Genomic DNA, 21182 nt, shown 5'->3' with positions numbered 1-21182 from the left:
CTTCTCTAATCGATGAAAGGCGTTCATTGACTGTCTATGGAGCGATGGAATACGGAGGTTTTTATGATTTTTGCTCATTGGTGCTAGCCATAACTAAAGCTTGTCTTAACGACAAATTATTATCATTAGACACACCCTCTCTTTTCACCGATAAAGCGCGTGACATTTAGGGTGTCAGGTGTGATGGCATGATGTGGCTGTCACTACATTCTCTCTGTTTTTGTGAGATATCAAGTGGAAAAATCATCCAAATTAGATCGTGTTCGTGCGGACTACAATGTTCATTATTGGAGCCAAGGTTTTTATGGCATTGATGACCATGGTGAAGTGACCGTTTCACCAAGAAAGGATAATGCTCATCCGACCGCATTGAGCTCGATAGTCAAACAACTTGAAGCTCGTAATCTTAATCTTCCGGTATTGGTTCGTTTCCCACAGATTCTGCACCAACGTGTGCACAATATTTGTGACGCTTTTAATCAAGCGATTGAAGAGTGTGATTACCCTAATAAATATTTGTTGGTCTATCCGATTAAAGTGAACCAACAAAAAGAAGTAGTGGACGAAATATTAGCCAGTCAAGCTGAACTCGAAACTAAGCAATTGGGCCTTGAAGCAGGCAGTAAACCCGAGTTGCTCGCCGTGCTAGCGATGGCGCAACAAGCCAGTTCAGTGATCGTTTGTAATGGTTATAAAGATCGCGAATACATTCGTTTAGCGTTAATCGGTGAAAAATTAGGTCACAAAGTTTTCATCGTCTTGGAGAAGCTTTCAGAACTCGACCTGATCCTAAAAGAAGCCAAGAGTCTTGGCGTGAAACCTCGTCTAGGACTCCGTATTCGTTTAGCGTCGCAAGGGGCGGGTAAATGGCAATCCAGTGGCGGTGAAAAATCCAAATTTGGTTTAGCAGCTTCACAAGTGTTAACAGTGGTCGAGCGTCTGCGAGCTGAAAATCAACTTGAAGCTTTGCAACTGGTGCACTTCCATTTAGGTTCACAAATGGCCAACATTCGTGACGTACGTAATGGGGTCAATGAAGCTGTTCGTTTTTATTGTGAGCTCAGAGAGCTTGGTGCGCAGATCGATTATTTTGATGTCGGCGGCGGTTTAGCGATTGATTATGACGGTACGCGAAGCCAATCATCGAACTCGATGAACTATGGTTTACAAGAATACGCACGCAACATTGTCAATGTTGTTGCTGATATGTGTAATCTGTATGAGCAACCGAAACCGATTATTATTTCTGAATCCGGTCGCTCAATCACCGCTCACCACGCGGTGTTGATTACCAATGTTATTGGTACAGAAGCGTATATGCCTGAGCAGATCAGCGAGCCAGAAACGGATGCGCCGGTGCTGATGCAAAATATGTGGCGCAGTTGGGAAACCTTACGAGAAGGTACCGATGCACGTGCATTAATTGAAATTTATAATGATACGCAAAGTGATTTATCAGAAGCGCATACTCTGTTTGCTTCGGGCGTGATCAACTTACAACACCGTGCATGGATTGAGCAGCTTTCACTGCGTATTTACTATGAATTACGTTTGAAAATGAGCACTAAGAATCGTTTCCATCGCCCCATTCTTGATGAGCTGCAAGAAAGATTAGCGGACAAATTCTTTGTTAACTTCTCTTTATTTCAATCATTACCGGATGCATGGGGTATTGATCAAGTGTTCCCTGTGCTTCCTTTGTCCGATTTACAAAATGTTGAAGATCGCCGTGCCGTTATGCTAGACATCACCTGTGATTCAGACGGTGCGATTGAGCAGTACGTTGAGGGGCAAGGGATTGAAACTACCCTTCCGGTGCCGGCTTGGTCAAAGGATAAACCGTATTTAATGGGCTTTTTCTTAGTGGGTGCTTATCAGGAGATTTTGGGTGATATGCACAATCTGTTTGGTGATACCCACAGTGTGGTGGTCAATATTACTGACAGCGGAGACGCGGAAATTACCTCGATCAATGAAGGCGATACCGTAGAAGACATGATGCGCTATGTGCATATTGATGTTGATGCGATTCGTGCTAATTACCGTCAATTGGTCAGCCAACGTGTGGCGGCCGCAGAGCAAGAGATTGTTTTAGCAGAGCTAGAGCAAGGCTTGAGTGGTTATACTTATTTAGAGGATTTTTAAATGAATGATTTGTTTACGAAAACTGATTATTCACTCTACTCCAATGCGATGACCTTTGTCCGTCGTCCGTATGTGAGAAACCCGATTGATAGCGATGCCGATGTGGTCGTACTGGGTGTGCCGTTAGATATGGCGACTTCAGGTCGTTCTGGCGCTCGTATGGGGCCAGATGCGATTCGTCGTGCTTCAGTGAATCTTGCTTGGGAAGGAAAGAAATTCCCATGGGATTTCAACTTATTTGCCCAGACGAAAGTGATTGACGCTGGTGATTTAGTGTTCGATTGCGGCGATGCGGAAGATTTTACCTATCGTCTTGAAGCGGCGGCGGGTGAAATCATCAAAAATGGTAAAACCTTGTTGGCTCTCGGGGGCGATCACTTTGTGACCTTACCGATTTTGCGTGCTCATGCTAAGCAGTTCGGTGAAATGGCGCTGATTCATTTTGATGCACACACGGATACTTATGCTAATGGCAGTGCTTATGATCATGGGACGATGTTTTATCATGCGCCGAAAGAGGGATTGATTTCCCCTAAACATTCGGTGCAAATTGGTATTCGTACTGAGTATAAGCAAGAAGGACATGGCTTTAATGTTATCAACGCGATGCAAGCCAACGATATGTCGGTGGAAGAGATTGTGCAGCAAATTCGCACTATCATTGCTGATAAACCGGTATATTTAACCTTTGATATCGATTGCCTCGATCCAGCGTTTGCTCCAGGTACTGGTACACCGGTGTGCGGTGGACTTAATACCGATAAAATTTTGAAAATTATTCGCGCGTTGAAAGGTATCAACTTAGTCGGGATGGATGTGGTTGAAGTCGCTCCTGCCTACGATCAAAGTGAAATGACCGCGCTAGCTGGTGCTACCATCGCACTAGAATTGCTGTACGTTTGGTCAGCCAATCAAAATAAAGCCTAAATTGTTTGGCTGCATCTACTTTCAAACCGAGTCATCAGGCTCGGTTTTTTGTTAACTAACGCACACATTCTCAGTGATAAAGGCGAATTGTTGGCACTTTTCGCTTTTCCAGTGGTTAAGTATGGGAAGGCTTGTTACGTTCATTTACACTACTGTAAGAGTGAGTAAAGAAAAACAGGGTAATCTAGTCAGTTAGTTATACTATTTTTCTCTTTGATTTTGGGATGCGAGTTATGAAAAATATCAAGTCTATTGTCGTTTCTGCGACGTGCTTGTCTTTTATTCCCCTGGTAAGTAATGCAACACCGATTGTGGTACCCAATCCTCCGCAGCTTTCTGCGAAAGGTTATGTCTTGATGGATTACCATACGGGTACGGTTTTAGTTGAACACAATGCTCATAATAAATTGAATCCAGCGAGTTTAACGAAACTGATGACGTCATACGTTGCCGGACAAGAAATGAAGCGGGGTAACATTAGCCCTGATGATCAAGTGGTAATTAGCCAAAGAGCATGGGCGAGAAACTTTCCCGATTCCTCAAAAATGTTTATTGAGGTAGGCACGAAAGTCAATATGATGGATTTGTATCGCGGCTTGATTGTTCAATCTGGTAATGATGCGAGTGTGGCTATCGCAGAACATGTGGCTGGTTCTGAAAATGCGTTTGTTGATTTAATGAATTCTTGGGCTGCAACGCTTGGGCTAACGAATACGGCGTTTACCAATCCGCATGGATTAGACAGTTCAGGTCTATACAGTACGCCTTATGATATCGCTAAGCTGGCGCAAGCGATTATTCGTGATCTACCAGAAATTTACCCGCTCTATAGTGAAACGTCGTTTACTTATAACGGCATCACTCAATACAACCGTAACGGTTTATTACGTGATCGGAGCATGAATGTCGATGGTATGAAGACAGGGTTTACTAGCGGGGCTGGTTTTAGTCTAACCACCTCGGCGACCAATGGTAACATGCGTTTGATCTCTGTCGTTATGGGTTCCAATAGCGCTAAAGGCCGAGAAGCCGATAGTAAGCAGTTGCTAAGCTATGGCTTCCGTTTCTTTGAAACCATAGCGCCTCATCAAGCTGGAGAGCCGATTGAGCAGGCGAGAGTGTGGATGGGCAAAAAAGATCAGTTACCTGTTGGGGTCGCTGAGACAACCTATTTAACTGTGGTTAAAGGTGAGTTACCTAAGCTCAGTGGCTTGATCGAAATGAATAAGGATTTACAAGCCCCGATCCAAAAAGGTGATATTGTTGGTAAAGTGATTTATCAAGTCGATGATCGCAAGGTCGGTGAAGCTTCCTTGGTGGCTTTAGAAAGCGTTGAGCAAGGCGGTTGGTTTAAACGAACCTTAGATAGAATCAAACGTTTATTCGCAAGCTGGTTTTAAAATCCCTTCATCATGAATGACACAGCAGAGAAATTTTTTCTCTGCTGTGTCTCTTTTCTATGTATGGTGATGCAAAGGAGGTTATCGATATCTCTCTAGTGCTCGCTCATCCTATTTATCGCTTGATCAATGTATTTAATGAGCTAGCTATCGTCAGCGGTCGAGTGATATTAAAAATTAAGTTAAATAAATTTAAACAGACCTTAACTTCCCACTGACATCATCACGAATCCTTTTTGTCATCCTGTGCAATGATTACCTGTTGCACTCGTTAAAGGATAAATAATGGAGTTTAGCGCTGAAGACCGCCAAGCCTTATACAACGTATGGATGTCACAAAAAGCCAAAATGCATTTAACTCAGATGCAGATGGCGAAACGACTCAACTTAACCCAAGTAGAGTTTTCTCAACTTCTGCGCGGTGATAGTCCTTTGTCGATGACTTTTATTAGCCAGTTTTGTCGACATTTGCATATTGAACCCCATATGGTGATACCGAGTTTAAAAACGGCGGCTGCTTATAATCAGCAAGCGATCAGTTTAACCAGTCGTGTGATCATTGATGGTGATATTCAGCATGTGTCAATAGAAGGTAATCAAGTGATTATTGAATATGTTCATTATGCTTAATGGCGGTAAAGAATAAAGTCCGATAGTCTAAAAATTAAAAAAATTCTTATGGGCTAATACATTGAGACTGCAATGCTGATGGGGTGAGATGATGTGGTTGGCCCCATCATCATCAAGTAATGCAGAAATCTTACTTTTATTTTAAAGCATCAATCTAGAGAATAAAGCCTACTCAGTGTTTGAACTTTGTTCGGTTCGGTTGTCTATTATACCACTTGGTTCATTTATTGATCACTTGATTGATAAATCACATTTTTTTATTGACCTTGCTGAGGAATACGGTAAAGTACGCCTCGTTCTCAGGGCAAAGCCCGAAAGAGCAGATGGTGTTGCCATACCGCAATTTGCGTTGCCCTGGTGGTGAAATTGGTAGACACAAGGGATTTAAAATCCCTCGACTTTCGAGTCGTGCCGGTTCAAGTCCGGCCCGGGGCACCATCAGCCAAAATAGAAACTGATACAAAGGCGCGTTGGCAGAGTGGCCATGCAGCGGATTGCAAATCCGTGAACCTCGGTTCGACTCCGGGACGCGCCTCCATATTTTTAAGTAACCAGCCTAGATGCTGGTTTTTTTGTCTCCGTTGTTTCTACTTTTTCATTTATATCGCCGCGATATTAATCTCTCTATATAACTTAATGATATTGAGTGCGGATATTCCAATTAGAAAAAAGCCAGCCTATTAATCGTGGCTGGCTTTTTTATTTTGATCAGATGGATTAAGAGTAAAGCGCTTGCTCGGTTCTTAATCCTTTGATTAAGCTTACACACATCAGTAGCAATACAAAGCTAAAAGGCAGAGCTGTGGCGACGACGCCGGATTGCAGTGCTTGTAGCGCCTCTGAGCCCCCAACCCAAAGTAGTACGGCAGCAATTGAACCACCGACCGTTGCCCAGAATATACGTTGTAATACCGGAGCATCCACTTTTCCTCCTGCGGTAATACTATCGATGACCAGAGAACCAGAATCGGCTGAAGTAATGAAAAAGATCAGGATCAGTACGATCGAGATCAGCGATAAGGCGTTACCGAGCGGTAATTGCTCGTAGACATGGAATAATGTTAACGAAATATCGGTTAATCCATGTGTGCCTAGCTCACCGATTTGGTTAGAAACCTGCTCTAAAGCGATCCCACCAAACACTGACATCCAAACGATGATCAGTAAGGTTGGAATAAATACCACCGCAAGAATAAATTCACGCACCGTCCTGCCTCGTGATACCCGCGCAATAAACATGCCGACAAAAGGTGACCATGATATCCACCAAGCCCAGTAGAAGACCGTCCAACCATGCATCCAGATTTCATCATCACGACCATGGGGATTACTTAGGGGAAGAATGTTTTTTACGTAAGCCATGAAGGTCGCAGGAATCGATTGTAGCGTGGTATTAAAGCTAACACTGATAATAAAAATCAATAAAGCGAGAGCAAAAGCCATATTGATATTACTCAATACTTTAACGCCGCCGTTGATACCACGTACCACCGAGATGATGGCAATCAAGGTCACAAAGACAATCACGGCAAATTGCATCCCGATCCCACCTTGGGTACCAAAAACGTAGTTAATACCACTTGTGGCTTGTTGAGCGCCTAAGCCTAATGAAGTCGCTAAACCAAATAAAGTGGCTAATACGGCCATAATATCAATAATATGACCGAGCCAGCCCCATGCACGGTCACCAAAAATAGGATAAAACACGGAACGAATGGAGAGTGGGAGGCCTTTATTAAAAGAGAAAAAACCTAATGCTAAGGCGACAATCGCATAAATCGCCCATCCGTGAATCCCCCAGTGAAATAGCGTTGCACCCATGGCAAGAGATTTTGCTTCTGGTGTATAAGCCTCGACATTAAAGGGCGTTCCCCACCAATTGGTATAATAAGCGGTTGGCTCAGCGACACTCCAAAATAATAAACCGATGCCCATGCCTGCAGCAAAAAGCATCGATAGCCACGATATTCTGGAATGATCAGGGGCTGCGTCTCGTCCACCAAGGCGAATTTTACCTAAAGGGGAGATCATTAATCCCATAGCAAAGAGCAGGAAGAAATTGGTTATCCACATGAAATAGGCATCAAAATGTTGAATAATGCCATTTTTAAGTGTGTCGAGTGCAGATTTGGCTATCTCCGGACCGACCCAGATGATGGAGATAAGAAACAGTAGAATGAATCCGGCACTAATACCGAAGACAGGATTATGAACATCAAATCCCCATTTTTGTACATTGTCTCTACCGACATGGTAATCGGTCGTTTCAATGCTGTATTTGTTAAAAGCGTTTTGCATACGATGACTCAACAAGTGCTTCGCATTCGTCACTCGTCTACGTGTAGACAAGTGATGAATACGTCAAAAGATAAATAAATAATTAGAGTACAAATCATTTTTCGATGCAGATAATAGCGACAATTTTGTTTTAAAGTCAAATTTATAAATTTTTATGCTGTTTAAAATACTAAAATAGTTGCTTATTTTATGTGAGTGAACATTGTTCGCTGTGGTAAAGTTTGCATCATCGGTGGACGAAGTGCGATTGTTGATAGTCCGCTCTCGTATTTCCGAAAACGCCAAGTCATTGGGGCTATGTTGAATTTGATAAAATAAGCAGGATGAGATGGAAAAAATTGCCATTTTGGTTGATGTACAAAACGTTTATTACACCTGTCGAGAGCGATACGGGCGTCACTTTAATTATAACCAGTTCTGGCAACAAGTGACTCAAGGCCGTCACGTATTTAAAGCGAACGCTTATGCGATTGCCAGTAAAGAGCCTCAACAGCGGCAATTTCATCATATTTTACGCGGTGTAGGTTTTGAAGTGATGCTAAAGCCTTTTATTCAACGTAGTGATGGCAGTGCGAAAGGAGATTGGGATGTGGGAATTGCGCTTGATGCCTATGAGCTAGCTCAGCAAGTCGATACGGTTGTTTTAGTGTCCGGTGATGGGGATTTTGAACCTTTAGTAGAACGTATTCAGCAGCGCTTTCAGGTTAAGGTTGAGGTTTATGGTGTACCAAGACTGACGGCACAAAGTTTAATTGATGTCGCCAGTCAATTTGTTCCGATAGAGCAAGCTTTATTGCTGTAATCCGTTATCCGCCTGCTGTTCAGCATCGGTAGTTACGGTTTCTAAAGCGGCTTGTTCTGCTTCTAATTTGGCGCGCTCCGCTTTAGAAATATAACGAGGTTTATTGGTGCCATGTAGCTTGGCGTTTTTCTTTTTAAGATGCTTTTGTAGTGTTTGATTAATTTTCTTTTTACGGTTCATGCTTCTGTGCTCGATGACGATCAATTTAGGGCCAAGTGGCCCTAAAGCCGCGCAGCATACTGGTTTTTAAGGGCGAACTCAATCAAGTTTATTGCGTGTTGTTTATTCTCCAGCTACCCATTGACGTTTGGTTTTCACGCTGGCCAGCAGCATGTACAAACAAGTGATCAATAACGTCACAAAAAGATAACCAAGTAAGCTTTGATTGGTGTAGATAAACCAATCAGCGATAACGGGCCCTAATACAGAGCCGATACTGTAGCTAAACAGCATCACTTGAGTGGCTGAGACAATGTAATGGGCATCTAATTTATCGCAGCCTAAATTAATCGCAATCGGGTAGAGAGCAAACGTTGCCATACCGAGCACAAACAAACTGATCGCGAGAAGCGTAACGCTACTGTCTAATAATGGTAATACCGCCGCAGAAGCGCCTAATAAACAAAAGAAAGCCATTAATAAGGTTCTGCCAAGATGCTTAGATAGCCAAGGAACAATCGGTTGTACGACCATCGCGCCGAGAATAATTAATGCCATTAAGCTGCCGATTTCTGAGTGACTAATGCCACGTTGTGTCAACTCTATTGGCATCAGTCCATAAATAGCGCCCAATATCAGCCCTGAAACTAAACAGCCAATGATGGCAGCATGACTTAATTTGGTCATTTGTTTCCAAGACAGACTTTGTCCTGCTTCGGTAGACGGTTGATCAGATTGACCAAAGATTAAAATCACCGTTGCGAAGCATAATAAGGAGCCAATCGCAATAAATGGGATTAAACCATTAACGCCTAAGTATCCAATCCCTAATTGTCCCATCGCTGTACCGCCATAGAGCGATACCATGTAAATACCTAATCGTTTTGCGCGGCCACTTTCATTACCATGCAGTAACCACGACTCAACTACAACGAATACCCCCGCAACGGCAATACCAGCGATAAAACGTGCACCAAGCCAAGTTAGACTATTGGCAAAAACGGGCAAAATCACGATAGACGTTAACAGCACTAATAGACAGCCAATGAAAGTATTGCGATGTCCGAAGCGATTGACTAACTGCTCCATAAACAGCGCGCCGAGCAATAAACCGGCATAAAACACACTGGCTAGCCAGCTGGCTAAAGAAAGTTCCAACCCATAATGTGGCAGCATGAGTGGGATGACACTCATCAAATATCCTGAAGCGACGGCATACAGTGTGAGCGCAATAACCGGTACTGAAATACGATGAACGGGAGAAGTAATCATGTCCATAGTTATCGCCTCGAATTAAGAATAGGACTAGGTTTCGCGGCGAATATGGGACTTAAAAATAGAAAGGTAAAACGAAAAATAATGCTCATGACGATAAAATAAATTTATCAAGTCATAAGCTATGATTAAGCGTAGTAAAGTTGGCATAATCGGCGGTGAAATGCCAACTTTAAATGTTATTTTACGGGATAATTTATTTGGTTAATGCTTGGTTTAGCCATTGTTCAAACTGACTTTTTGGTAACGCACCATTGAGAACATCGACTCTTTTGCCTTGTTTAAAGACCATCAGGGTGGGAATGCTACGAATCTGATATTTTCCTGCCAACGCCTGTTGAGCTTCAGTGTCGATTTTTATAAATCTCACTTGCCCTTGACGTTCGACGGCTACGTCATGAAAAATGGGGGCAAAACCGACACAAGGATTACACCAAGGAGCCCAAAAGTCGATAACGACCGGTTGTTCACTGGCTAATAGCGCTTCTAGATTATCCGCTGTACCTTCAATCGGAGCCCCATCAAGCAGTGCGGCTTGGCATTTTCCACAGCGCGGGCTTTCAGAAACTCGGGCTGTTGGGATACGATTAAGCCCATGGCAAGCTGGGCAGCGAGTGGTGAACGTTGACATGGTTTCCTCTTTTAGTTTTGTTGCTTTGCCGATCAGCGCTTAACGTGATTAGGCAAATCAGCGTATACTAGTCGTTTTGTTAGGTGAATGCGCTTAACATCGCCAATAATAAATGAATGCCTATCTCCTTGCTATTTGATTAATCTCACCAGTAGCAAGAGCATAACAACGAAAAGCAGGATTATAATGACTCAATATTATGCTGAAATTACCGGTTGGGGTAAATGTTTGCCACCGGCCACGCTCTCAAATGATGATTTAAGCACCTTTTTAGAGACTAATGATGAGTGGATCCGCACTCGCACTGGGATTGAATCTCGCCGGATTAGCCACGTGAATACCTCAGAGTTAGCTACCGTAGCGGCTCAACACGCGATTGCTTGTGCCGGGATTGACGCTAAAGAGATTGACTTGATTATTGTTGCTACTTGTTCGCCCGATTCTCTCATCCCTAATATTGCTTCAAAAATCCAGCAGAACTTAGCAATAGATAGCGCAGCCGCTTTTGATCTTAATGCCGCTTGTACCGGGTTTATCTACAGTTTAGAAACCGCCACTCGCTTGATGCAGGCTGGTCGCTACCAACATGCTTTAGTGATTGGCGCAGAAAGACTGTCTTTTTATATTGACTGGACCAAACGCGATACCGCCGTTTTATTTGGTGATGGTGCCGGTGCGGTAGTGTTGAGTCGTACAGAGCAACCGGTTGGGTTACAAGAAGCCAAAATTGGTTGTGATGCTCAAGGGCGTGATATTTTGGCGGTGCCGAAGTTTGGTAGCTCAATGGATCGCTTTGCTGCCGACAATGGTTATTGGGCGTTTGATTTTGTTGGTAAAGAGATCTTTAAAAGAGCCGTTAAAGGCATGGGCGCGGCGGCGGCGCAAGTGTTAACCACCAGTGGTTTAGCGCAGCAAGACGTGGATGTGGTCATCCCACACCAAGCCAATATCCGTATCATTCAAACGTTATGTGATTTATCGGGTATTAGCCAAGATAAAGCGTTTATTAATATTCAGAAATACGGCAATACGTCGGCGGCAACGGTGCCGATTGCCCTGTGTGAAGCATTGGAACAAGGTAAGATTCAACCCAATAATAACGTGTTACTCGCCGCGTTTGGTGCAGGCTTAACTTGGGGCGCTGGCCATATTAAATGGGGCTCACGGGTAACGCCTCTGGGCAGTAGTGATGCACAATTACCATCCTGTGAGCAAAGCGCACTGCAATTGCTAGAAAAAGCGATTGAACATTGTCAGCAGCGGCCACTATCTCAATAGCCGCTGAGCAGCAACGGCAAATCTGTTCGGTGTCCGTGGATTAGCGTCATCGTTGATAGCCAGCGTCAATGGATACGCTGGCTATCGTGTTTTAGGCTAACGCCATTGCCAGCAGTGTGATCGGGTGAATGCTTTCGGCGGTGGTGTTTTCTTCGATTTGCCATTTACAGGTTTCACAGTCGGTCACCGCGAAATCTGCCTTGGCGGTGTTGATCGACTCAAATAGGTGTGAACCAATCTTCATTGACACATCGTAGTTTTCCGCTTTAAAGCCATAAGTGCCCGCTAAACCACAACACTCACTATCCAAAACCACCAGCTCTAAACCTGGGATCATTTTCAGAAGTTCAATCGTAAAGATAACATTACCACTGCGCTCCAAATGACAAGGAGTGTGATAAACCACTTTGAGGTTAACGGGTTTCATCTTCGGCGCATTGCCACTCATGAATTCTTTGAGTAGAAAACGCGTGACATACTCAATGCTTGCCACGACTTGGCTATTATCAACGCCTAACACATGCGGATACTCTTGTTGCAGAGTAAAAGAGCAGGTCGATGAGGTTGAGAGTACCTTAGTCTGTCTCTCCAAGACGGCCGTTTCTAAGCTTTTGACATTCAGTAGAGCATTACTGCGCGCTTTATCGTGAAAGCCATTGGCAATCAAAGGTACGCCGCAGCATTTTTCTTTATCCAACAAGCTGACGCCGATGTTCATCGCGTTCATTACCCGAACAAAGTCTTTCCCTAACTGAGGATGATTGTAATTGACATAGCAACCATGAAAGTAACTGACTTGGCGGTTATAGCTGGCTTGCTGCTGTTTTTGTTGTTTGAACCAACGGCGAAAGGTGCCATGAGAATATTTCGGTAGGGCTTTGTGATCATGCACACCGATGGTTTTGTGCATGATTTTTTTGACCAGAGGTAGCGAGGTGGCAAAATTGACGACTGGTGCAAAAGGCGTAGCGAGGGAGCCAAATAAATCGGTATGACTGAGCACATAATCACGCATTAACTTCGGATTGAATGGCTTTTTACCATACTTGCCTCGTGCCACGGCAATCAGGTCGCCAATCCGCACGCCAGAAGGGCAAGCGGTTTCACAGCGCTTACAGTTGGTGCACAGTTTTAGTAAGTCATCGTAGTATTCCGCGCTTTTGATCCGCAAACGCTCGCCATCTGGGCCGCATTGTTTTGGCCCAGGGTACAGTGGATTCGCTTTAGCAACGGGGCAGTACACGGTACACACGGTACATTTGATACATTGATCAAATGAGGTGTTTTTCGGTGCATTGGCAATAAAGGAATGATTCATACCAGAGCCTCCTGAGTTGAAGCTTGCGCTTGCCATTGAGCGATAATTTGTGACGTAGCATGATAAGCAGTTGCAATCGCGACGCCACCACCACAACCTTCAAACACCGGATCATAACCTGCGAGCATAGAACCGCAGCAATAGAGGTTATGGATAGTCTCACCTTGACGGCTAGGGTTTAATGAGGCGGTCGTTGTGACGCCAAATGTCATAAAAGGGTGAGAGCACTTAGCAAAAAAGTCGTGATTACGCCATTGTGCCCGCTCTTGAGCACTTTCAACGTCGAGTTGGAAAATAGGCTCACTGATCCCCTGATGATTAGCGGCTAAGCCCTGACTAAAATAACTTCCTGTCGCCATGAGAAAATGATCAGCATAAAGCGCCATATCGGTCAGGTTTTTGGTGTATATCGCGTTCAATCGATGGTGATTAAACTCGCCTTTGGTGACTTTATCGCCTTTTAAATGTATACCACCAAGGGATAAGAAAGCACGACTAAGCGACTCCTCAATCCGGATCCCCATCAAAGAAGGTGGCATGGTCGGAACTTCATGCAAAGACAATCCAGTAGTGGCGTGTAATTTATCGAGTAGGTGCAATCCGTCACCGTTACCCATGATCGCTGGGAGAATTACCAAATCATCACCGGTGGCTACTTGCGTTAATTGATCACAAAACGCTTGCCATGCCGAAGGTTTTTTAAGCAACCTTGCAATATCAATTGAGCGCAGTTCATGAGGATTATGGCGCAGTTCAGCAAAACCAGTAATCGAGATCGAAACAATGGTACTGGGAATGGTCGAAAATTCAGGTAAACAACGTAAGTTATCTTGTAGCATCGGCGGTTGAAAATCGCGGTAACCTTCGATGGACACCAACACAAGCCGTTTAAAATCGCACTGTTTTTTATGTTGATATACATAAGGCTGCGAAAGCCAAGTCGCTTTAAGCGTTCCCATTGAGGTGATCCGCTGATGATTACTATGATCGGCTTGATGACTTAATGGCATCCCATGTTGCTGAAGAGTATGTTGAAACCACAGTAATCCTTGCTGGCTGATCGCTGCCCCAACCTTACTGTAAGGATGTTCCGGAGCTTGTTGAGCGAGCTGTTGGATTGCTTGAAAAGGAAACTCAACGGCGCTACCGCAGGGTAGTTTACCTAAGACATCAATCGAACCTGATGAAAAATGCAGCGCGCTTTGTCCTTGGCTGATCAGTGCGGTTTTTAAGCCTGCTTGTAAGCAGCGGATCCCTGCACTATAACCTGCAATCCCAGCGCCGATAATGATCACGTCATACTTCATCATAACGTCTCCTCCTGGCTCGATTGAATAGAAGGATGAGGAAGATCGCTGGCACCCAATAATCCTTCATAGATCCAATAACTAAATTCTGCCTCGCGCAGTGCATCGCCCCAGAAAATCGGTTTAATGCCTTTCCAGCGCTCTTCTAAAAATTCCACCAACAGTTGGCTTGATTGTTGACCAGAGACACCGCCATAGTCTTGAAATAAACTGGCGGCTCGGTAACTGCATAATTCACCTTGGCATGGCCCCATGCCCAGGCGTGTGCGGCGGCGTAAATCGACGAGATTATTAACATCTAACTGCTTAATCGCGTATTCAATCTCACCCGCGGTGACCATTTCGCATTCACAGATGATGGCTTGGCTTTTACTGTCTGCCGATAAAAACTGCTCAGCTCGCTCACCGTGACGATAAAGCGCCGATTCATAGACGGGTTTTGCTAAGCTGGCGGTTTTTTTGACCGGCTTTTCGGCTTGATTTGAACCAGGAAGAGGGCGGGTATGGGTAGAGCATGCCACCGTATTGCCCAATTTTTTGGCAACCATATCGGTGGCCCATTCGGCCATTAATCGATAGGTCATCAATTTGCCGCCAGTAATGGTGGTTAGCCCTTTCAGGCCATCGCGTTCTTGGTGGTCTAACAATACAATCCCGCGGCTGATATTGCGTCCACTACCATCATCATCGACCGCCACTAACGGTCTTACCCCTGCGTAGGCACGTAATACCCGAGTGTTGGCCATGATCGGAGCCAATTTCGCCCCTTCAGAGAGCAAAATATCTACTTCTTTCTCGCTGACGTGTAGATTGTCAATCTGGTCGTAGTCAATATGTTCGGAGGTCGTGCCAATCAAAGAAATGGTATCACCTGGGACTAAAATATCGGCATCGGAAGGTTTACGACAGCGATTAATCACTAGGTTATTGATGCGATAGTCGAGAATGAGTAGCGATCCTTTGGCTGGGAACATCTTGATATTCAGATCAGCATACTCACAGATATTTTGTCCCCAAATTCCAGCCGCATTGATCACTTGCTTAGCAACAATATTAAATTGACGATGAGTACTGAGCTGCAGGCAGTGAACGCCGAGTACAGTATCACCTTGGCGAATAAGACCAGTAACTATGGTGCGGTTAAGGATCTGTGCACCATGCTCTTTGGCATCAAGTACATTAGCGGCACATAATCGAAAAGGGTCTAAGGTACCATCGGGGACTTGTACGGCACCAATTAAAGCAGGGTTAACATTCGGTTCAAGACGTAGCGCCTCTTTAGCGCTGAGTTGTTTGGTGGCAATGCCCGCCGAGTGGCAAGCGTTAATAAAGGTTTCTTGAAACGCAATATCATCTTCGGGCAGTGTGATGAACAGGCCTTCCGTTGCTTCCACACAGTGCTTAGCAATCTGTTTTAAAATTAGGTTCTCTTGGATACACTCTTTAGCAGACTCATGGTCAGTGACGGCGTAACGAGCGCCAGAATGGAGTAGGCCGTGGTTTCTTCCGGTTGTACCTGAGGCGATATCGTCTTTTTCAACCAGAATGCATCGAATACCACGCAAAGCGCAATCACGCATAATCCCGGTTCCCGTCGCTCCGCCACCGATGATCACCACATCGGTTTCGATGGTTTGCTTCGTTGTCATGCTCATGACCTCTGCCTTAATTATATTTACAATAAACTTACCATTAGTGTGCCATTTTAAGTTGAATATGTTCGATAGATTGCTCACAAAAGTTCGAACGAAAGATTTTTGGTGAGTGGTTATCGTCAAGTTGCTTATAGATAGCAAATGGCTAAACAAAATAGATGGGATTAGATGATTTTTATTTACTTATTGTTCACATGAGTTTTCGGCAGGCAAGCAAAGCAATATAACGAATGTAAACGCAAATTTTTGAATACGAGTGAGTAAAAAGTGCCATTGTTCTTGATGTTAACTGTCGCTCTCTGCTCTACCATTCATCAGTTTTGAGCTTTTATTTTGATATGTTGCCGACGTTTATATTAATTTTTTCGGATATTTAGTTGTAAATATGTTGTTCATCGTTCTTATGATATTCATCTCACCACGTGAGCGATGGTCGCTAAGAACGACGATTTTTAACCATAATGGCGAGGTTTTCTGAGATCAAAATATGGCTCTAATTAACAAAAATTACTCTTATTGATTACAAAATTGTGTTCGAACGCTCATTTGTGAGGTTTTTTCATTTTCGAAGTGATCTTTTTGTGCGAGATTTTGCCCCGTATCACCCTATGACGGTGTGCAATAACGGTGTAAACGGAAAAGGACACTTACTTATGGCTCGAACAAAACAACAGACTCTTTTAGGAGAGTGTATCGCAGAGTTTATCGGCACAGGATTGCTGATATTTTTTGGCGTAGGCTGTGTCGCTGCGCTAGTACTGACTGGAGCTCAATTTGGTCAGTGGGAAATTAGTATTATCTGGGGACTTGGGGTCGCCATTGCTATTTATTGTACCGCAGGTGTTTCTGGTGCACACATTAATCCAGCGGTAACCATCGCTTTAGCTGCGTTTCATGGTTTTGATAAAGCGAAAGTGTTGCCCTACATTATCGCACAACTGCTCGGTGCATTCTGCTCTGCGGCGCTCGTTTACGGCTTGTACAGCAACCTTTTTGTCGATTATGAAATCGCCCACAATTTTGTCCGTAGCAGTGAAGCTGGTTTAGCCACCGCAGGGATTTTCTCGACCTATTCTCATCCTTCTCTTTCTTTTCTAGGAGCGATATCGGTTGAATTTGTGATCACCGCCGTGCTGATGTTTGTCATTCTCGCTCTCGGTGATGAGAATAATGGTGCGCATCGCAACGCGATGAACCCACTATTGATTGGTATTTTGATTGCGGTGATTGGTGGCTCGCTTGGCCCACTAACTGGCTTTGCAATGAACCCAGCTCGTGATTTTGGACCTAAATTATTTGCTTATTTTGCTGGTTGGGATTATGCCCTAACGGGTGCAAAAGAGATCCCATACTTTATTGTGCCGATTATTGCGCCGATTGCTGGAGCTTGTTTTGGTGCATGGGCTTACCCTAAATTTATCGCTGCTTACCTGCCAACTGAAGGAACGGGTTGCACCATACCTAATCAATGCGATGTAGTAGAAGATAACGAACAAGCACATGTTTAACGTGCATAATTTATTAACCCATTTATTAGAACGTGAATAAGGAATAGACCATGACTGAGCAAAAATATGTGGTTGCATTGGATCAAGGTACAACCAGCTCAAGGGCAGTCGTGCTTGACCATGATGCCAATATCGTCAGTGTTTCTCAGCGTGAATTTACTCAGATTTATCCACAAGCGGGCTGGGTAGAGCATGACCCAATGGAAATTTATGCTACACAAAGTTCGACATTGATCGAGGTGCTTGGTAAATCAGGTATCCGTAGTGATGAAATTGCTGCCATTGGTATTACTAACCAGCGTGAAACGACGATTGTTTGGAACAAAGAAACGGGCAAACCAGTTTACAATGCGATTGTGTGGCAATGTCGCCGCACCGCTGAAATTTGTGAGCAACTAAAATTGCGTGAAGGGCTGGAAGCGTATGTGCGTGAGAACACAGGCCTATTGCTTGATCCTTACTTTTCAGGCACCAAGGTCAAATGGATTTTAGATAATGTTCCAGGGGCTCGTGAAGACGCACAAGCGGGTAAACTCCTGTTCGGTACCGTAGATACGTGGTTAGTCTGGAAGATGACTCAAGGCCGTGTTCATGTTACCGATTACACCAACGCTTCTCGGACTATGCTATTTAATATCAACAATTTACACTGGGATGAAAAAATCCTCAAAGAGTTTGATATTCCATTAAGCATGATGCCTGAAGTGAAATCTTCTTCAGAAGTGTATGGCCAAACTAACATTGGTGGTAAAGGTGGAACCCGTATTCCTATCGCGGGGATTGCCGGAGATCAACAGGCGGCGCTTTACGGTCAAATGTGTGTCGAAGCGGGGCAAGCAAAAAACACCTATGGTACGGGCTGCTTTTTGTTGATGAATACCGGCAAAGAAAAAGTGACTTCAAAAAATGGTCTTTTGACGACGTTAGCCTGTGGGCCGAAAGGTGAACCAAGTTATGCGCTCGAAGGTGCGGTATTCATGGGGGGCGCATCGATTCAGTGGTTACGCGATGAACTAAAATTAATTTCCGATGCTCACGATTCAGAATACTTTGCCACTAAAGTCGATACTGCTAATGGCGTCTATGTCGTGCCGGCCTTTACTGGGCTAGGAGCGCCTTATTGGGATGCTTACGCTCGCGGTACTATTGTCGGTTTAACGCGTGGTGTGAATTCGAACCATATCATTCGTGCGACATTAGAAAGTATTGCTTACCAGACCCGAGATGTTTTGGATGCGATGCAAGCAGATTCAGGGATTAAGCTAGCGGCACTGCGCGTTGATGGCGGAGCTGTCGCCAATAACTTCTTAATGCAGTTCCAATCCGATGTGTTGGATACTGAAGTTCATCGTCCAAAAGTGACCGAGGTGACGGCGTTGGGTGCGGCTTATTTAGCCGGTATCGCGGTTGGTTTCTGGGATAGTTTGGATGAGCTGAAAAATAAAGCAGAAATTGATCGCTCCTTTATGCCACATCACGATGAAGAAAAACGTCAACGTCGTTATAAAGGTTGGAAACGTGCGGTGAAGTGCGCTCAATCATGGGCGGCTGAGCATCACGAAGAGGATTAAATTGATATTGCTGATGGATAAACTAGCCTTAAACTAGTGAAGATAAACCACGCGTCCAGAGTCTGTTATTTTCCGACGCGTGGTTTTTTATTGGTTACAGAGTTTAAGCGGCGTTCTGTACGCCTTCACTCTTTTTTGCATGTTGCATCCGAGCTAAAAAGTAGACATTAACACAAGCGATGAAGGCGTTGGTTGCGACCACTGGCCAAGCATCGATCATCAGTCCATAGCCGACAAATAAGCTACAACCAATAAAGTTAAGTACGCGAAGTTTTACGATGTCTTTCATCGTTAGGGAAATAGCCACCATGATAGAGGCTGCATAGCCCATAATATCAACCATATTCATATCCATTATTTGTGTGATCCTCTTGCAGTTGGCCCAAGCCGGGTCAGTCGCGCTACGCTGATTTTCACGATGAAAAATGAACAACGCTTTACCGATAATGGCTGGATTAATTTAACTAACTCAAACTATAGCAATGGTGAATGTGTGATAACACCCTCAAAAATAGCTTCGGAGAGGGTTAGCGATTACGCAAACGATTAATGCTAATAATAGTTTTGTTATTACATATTTTGTTGATTATTGAATTGATGGCAAAAGAAAGTCCGCTTGATAGCGGACTTGCATCGCGGCGAATAAATCTCATGTTTATTCAGCTTGCTCATATAAAATCAATTACTTTTTTTAGCGCCACCTTGAGTCATGAGCTTATCTTGTTCCGTTAACTCACGGATTCGGCGGCTAATATCACGACGCTCTTTAGAAATTTCAGCACTTTTAATGATGTGATCATCGACGCGATCTTCGTAGTCAGACTTCATGTTTTTCACAATCTCAATGATCTCTTCTTGAGTCATATCCGGTTTGATGTAATCGACTAAGTTTTCCAGTAAATCTACACGTTTACGGTTATCGCGAACCTTTTTCTCGTTATCGAGTAGTTCACGCTTTAGTTTGTTCTTACGACGAGCCAAGCTCACAATTTCAAATACGCTGTTCATAGATCCCTTTCCTATAATGAGTGCCACTATCTACCCAAGTGATATCAAGACGCTAAATTCAGCGTGGTACGAATGCGTTGCCTCTTGAGGTAACGTGGGCAGAGAAATTAAAACACATTGCAAAGGCGCATAACAGACCTAAGATCAAACCTCCCTCGGTATTGACTAAGAAATCACCAATAAATGGCCAGGGTGTAGATTTTATTGTATAGGGGCTTGTATTGTTTGCTTGAAATACGTTATACCCTTCCTACTTAAAGCGGTAACCAGCGGTATTTGCTCGGTTTCATGGATTCTCTCAGCGTATGGGGATAGAGTACGCCTATTGCTCTCGCTGGTCTCCGTTATTGAGTTACTTATCTTTGCCTTAACGTATAACAGGACAATACTTTGCCACTCAGTTTTTCAGACATTGTCATTCCTAAACCACCTGCGTCACACCATGAAAGCAAAGCACATCAACAGCTTCGCCAAGCTTATCTTCATGAAAGAGAACAGTTATTAGCCAGTGAGATTGAGTTAAACCGCTCGAAGGTGATCGTGATTGATGAGCAAGGAAGAGTCATACGATTGAGTTTGATGCTTGAACACTAATTGACTGTACAAGGTACAGATTCTAACTAGAAGGAAATTAACATGCATAGCGAACTGTCTGCTTTAGAAGCACGAGTCATTGGTTGTCTGATCGAAAAAGAGATCACGACGCCAGAATATTATCCGTTAACACTGAACAGTTTGGTGACCGCTTGTAATCAAAAAAGTAATCGCGATCCCGTGTTGAATTTGTCTGAGGCACAGGTGCAAGATACGGTTGAAGCGCTGATTGCCCGTCGCCTTGTCAGTGATGAAAGTAGTTTTAATCGTCGTACACCTAAATATCAGCATCGTTTTTGTAATACAGAGTTTGGCGATTTAAAACTCAATAGCCAAGAATTAGCGGTTATCTGTTGTTTGCTGTTGCGTGGTCCACAAACACCGGGGGAATTACGCACTCGTACCAACCGTTTGTGCCATTTTAATGATGTGAAAGAAACCGAAAGTATTTTAGAACAGTTACTAGAACGCGGTTTAGTGGTTAAGTTAGCTCGCGAACCCGGGAAACGAGAATCGCGTTATCACCATTTATTCTGCGGTGAAGTCGATACGCACAGTGTCGCTGCGAGTACAGAGACGGAGTTACCATTATCACGTATTGATGAACTGGAGCAACAAGTGGCGATGTTACGTCATGAAGTGGCTGAATTACGTGCGTTGATCGCCAATCATTAAG

At 44.0% G+C, this 21182-nt stretch carries 19 protein-coding genes and 2 tRNA genes; 12 read left to right on the top strand and 9 right to left on the bottom strand.

Annotated features, from left to right (window positions below; genetic code table 11):
* Nucleotides 1–234 precede the first annotated feature (234 nt).
* The 6 genes from speA (at nt 235) to FKN93_RS03255 (ending at nt 5640) form a co-directional block, all read left to right on the top strand.
* Nucleotides 235–2145 carry an arginine decarboxylase gene (gene speA, locus FKN93_RS03280; RefSeq protein WP_170904473.1) on the top strand — a complete coding sequence of 637 codons (1911 nt, stop codon included), beginning with the start codon at nt 235–237 and terminating at the stop codon, nt 2143–2145.
* Entirely contained in the window at nt 2146–3072 is a 927-nt protein-coding gene (speB, locus tag FKN93_RS03275) for an agmatinase (RefSeq protein ID WP_154170747.1), read from the top strand. It begins immediately after the preceding gene.
* A 233-nt stretch (nt 3073–3305) separates the two neighbouring features.
* Nucleotides 3306–4472 (top strand): D-alanyl-D-alanine carboxypeptidase family protein, encoded by a 1167-nt coding sequence (locus tag FKN93_RS03270; protein WP_154171212.1) that lies wholly within the window; start codon nt 3306–3308, stop codon nt 4470–4472.
* Between the two features lie 285 nt (nt 4473–4757).
* A complete protein-coding gene (locus tag FKN93_RS03265; RefSeq protein WP_004396691.1) occupies nt 4758–5102 on the top strand; it encodes a helix-turn-helix transcriptional regulator in 345 nt (114 codons plus the stop codon).
* A gap of 351 nt (nt 5103–5453) precedes the next feature.
* A tRNA-Leu gene (locus tag FKN93_RS03260) sits at nt 5454–5540 on the top strand.
* A gap of 26 nt (nt 5541–5566) precedes the next feature.
* Nucleotides 5567–5640, top strand: a tRNA-Cys gene (locus tag FKN93_RS03255).
* Nucleotides 5641–5819: 179 nt separating this feature from the next.
* On the opposite strand, the gene FKN93_RS03250 is transcribed toward FKN93_RS03255, so the two are convergent.
* Nucleotides 5820–7400, bottom strand: a complete 1581-nt coding sequence (locus tag FKN93_RS03250; protein WP_158137228.1) for a BCCT family transporter — start codon at nt 7398–7400, stop codon at nt 5820–5822.
* Between the two features lie 328 nt (nt 7401–7728).
* On the opposite strand from FKN93_RS03250, the gene FKN93_RS03245 reads away from it, so the two are divergent.
* Entirely contained in the window at nt 7729–8202 is a 474-nt protein-coding gene (locus FKN93_RS03245) for an NYN domain-containing protein (RefSeq protein WP_004396689.1), read from the top strand.
* Here the strand turns inward: FKN93_RS03245 and FKN93_RS03240 are convergent.
* The 3 genes from FKN93_RS03240 to trxC all read right to left on the bottom strand — a co-directional run bounded on the left by FKN93_RS03240 (nt 8191) and on the right by trxC (nt 10267).
* Nucleotides 8191–8382: a DUF2986 domain-containing protein gene (locus FKN93_RS03240; protein ID WP_004396688.1), complete on the bottom strand. Its 192-nt coding sequence runs from the start codon at nt 8380–8382 to the stop codon at nt 8191–8193. The genes FKN93_RS03245 and FKN93_RS03240 overlap by 12 nt on opposite strands.
* A gap of 102 nt (nt 8383–8484) precedes the next feature.
* The gene (locus FKN93_RS03235; protein WP_115152604.1) at nt 8485–9639 is read right to left on the bottom strand and encodes an MFS transporter; all 1155 of its coding nucleotides are present in this window, start codon (nt 9637–9639) and stop codon (nt 8485–8487) included.
* A 193-nt stretch (nt 9640–9832) separates the two neighbouring features.
* Complete coding sequence (gene trxC, locus FKN93_RS03230; protein ID WP_040905111.1) at nt 9833–10267, bottom strand: thioredoxin TrxC; 435 nt, start codon at nt 10265–10267, stop codon at nt 9833–9835.
* A 186-nt stretch (nt 10268–10453) separates the two neighbouring features.
* Here trxC and FKN93_RS03225 point away from each other — a divergent pair, with 186 nt between their 5' ends.
* Nucleotides 10454–11545: a ketoacyl-ACP synthase III gene (locus tag FKN93_RS03225; RefSeq protein ID WP_170904472.1), complete on the top strand. Its 1092-nt coding sequence runs from the start codon at nt 10454–10456 to the stop codon at nt 11543–11545.
* Between the two features lie 91 nt (nt 11546–11636).
* Here the strand turns inward: FKN93_RS03225 and glpC are convergent, their stop codons facing one another.
* The 3 genes from glpC to glpA are packed head-to-tail and all read right to left on the bottom strand — an operon-like array spanning nt 11637 to nt 15819.
* Nucleotides 11637–12863: an anaerobic glycerol-3-phosphate dehydrogenase subunit GlpC gene (glpC, locus tag FKN93_RS03220; protein ID WP_158145340.1), complete on the bottom strand. Its 1227-nt coding sequence runs from the start codon at nt 12861–12863 to the stop codon at nt 11637–11639.
* Nucleotides 12860–14173, bottom strand: coding sequence for a glycerol-3-phosphate dehydrogenase subunit GlpB (glpB, locus tag FKN93_RS03215; protein ID WP_170904471.1), 1314 nt, complete (start codon nt 14171–14173; stop codon nt 12860–12862). Before glpB ends, glpC begins: the two co-directional genes overlap by 4 nt.
* Complete coding sequence (glpA, locus tag FKN93_RS03210; RefSeq protein WP_158145509.1) at nt 14170–15819, bottom strand: anaerobic glycerol-3-phosphate dehydrogenase subunit A; 1650 nt, start codon at nt 15817–15819, stop codon at nt 14170–14172. The genes glpB and glpA overlap by 4 nt, the downstream gene beginning before the upstream one ends.
* A gap of 659 nt (nt 15820–16478) precedes the next feature.
* Between glpA and FKN93_RS03205 the strand changes: the two genes are divergently transcribed.
* Together FKN93_RS03205 and glpK are read left to right on the top strand one after the other, a co-directional pair.
* The gene (locus FKN93_RS03205) at nt 16479–17333 is read left to right on the top strand and encodes an MIP/aquaporin family protein (RefSeq protein WP_004396682.1); all 855 of its coding nucleotides are present in this window, start codon (nt 16479–16481) and stop codon (nt 17331–17333) included.
* Between the two features lie 50 nt (nt 17334–17383).
* Nucleotides 17384–18904 (top strand): glycerol kinase GlpK, encoded by a 1521-nt coding sequence (glpK, locus tag FKN93_RS03200; protein ID WP_004396681.1) that lies wholly within the window; start codon nt 17384–17386, stop codon nt 18902–18904.
* 103 nt (nt 18905–19007) lie between these two features.
* On the opposite strand, the gene FKN93_RS03195 is transcribed toward glpK, so the two are convergent.
* Together FKN93_RS03195 and FKN93_RS03190 are read right to left on the bottom strand one after the other, a co-directional pair.
* Nucleotides 19008–19259 carry a YgjV family protein gene (locus FKN93_RS03195; RefSeq protein WP_004396680.1) on the bottom strand — a complete coding sequence of 84 codons (252 nt, stop codon included), beginning with the start codon at nt 19257–19259 and terminating at the stop codon, nt 19008–19010.
* Nucleotides 19260–19582: 323 nt separating this feature from the next.
* Nucleotides 19583–19912 (bottom strand): DUF496 family protein, encoded by a 330-nt coding sequence (locus FKN93_RS03190; protein ID WP_004396679.1) that lies wholly within the window; start codon nt 19910–19912, stop codon nt 19583–19585.
* Nucleotides 19913–20302: 390 nt separating this feature from the next.
* On the opposite strand from FKN93_RS03190, the gene FKN93_RS03185 reads away from it, so the two are divergent.
* Nucleotides 20303–20506: a hypothetical protein gene (locus FKN93_RS03185; protein ID WP_040905109.1), complete on the top strand. Its 204-nt coding sequence runs from the start codon at nt 20303–20305 to the stop codon at nt 20504–20506.
* Between the two features lie 42 nt (nt 20507–20548).
* On the top strand, nt 20549–21181 hold the full coding sequence (locus tag FKN93_RS03180; protein ID WP_004396678.1) for a YceH family protein: 633 nt from the start codon (nt 20549–20551) through the stop codon (nt 21179–21181).
* Nucleotide 21182 lies beyond the last annotated feature (1 nt).

Origin of the sequence: Vibrio sp. A8-1 (genome assembly GCF_013048685.1) — a bacterium.
Lineage (GTDB): Bacteria > Pseudomonadota > Gammaproteobacteria > Enterobacterales > Vibrionaceae > Vibrio > Vibrio metschnikovii.
The sequence above is the reverse complement of the archived record's forward strand: the minus strand, read 5'-3'. Positions and strand labels throughout refer to the sequence as shown.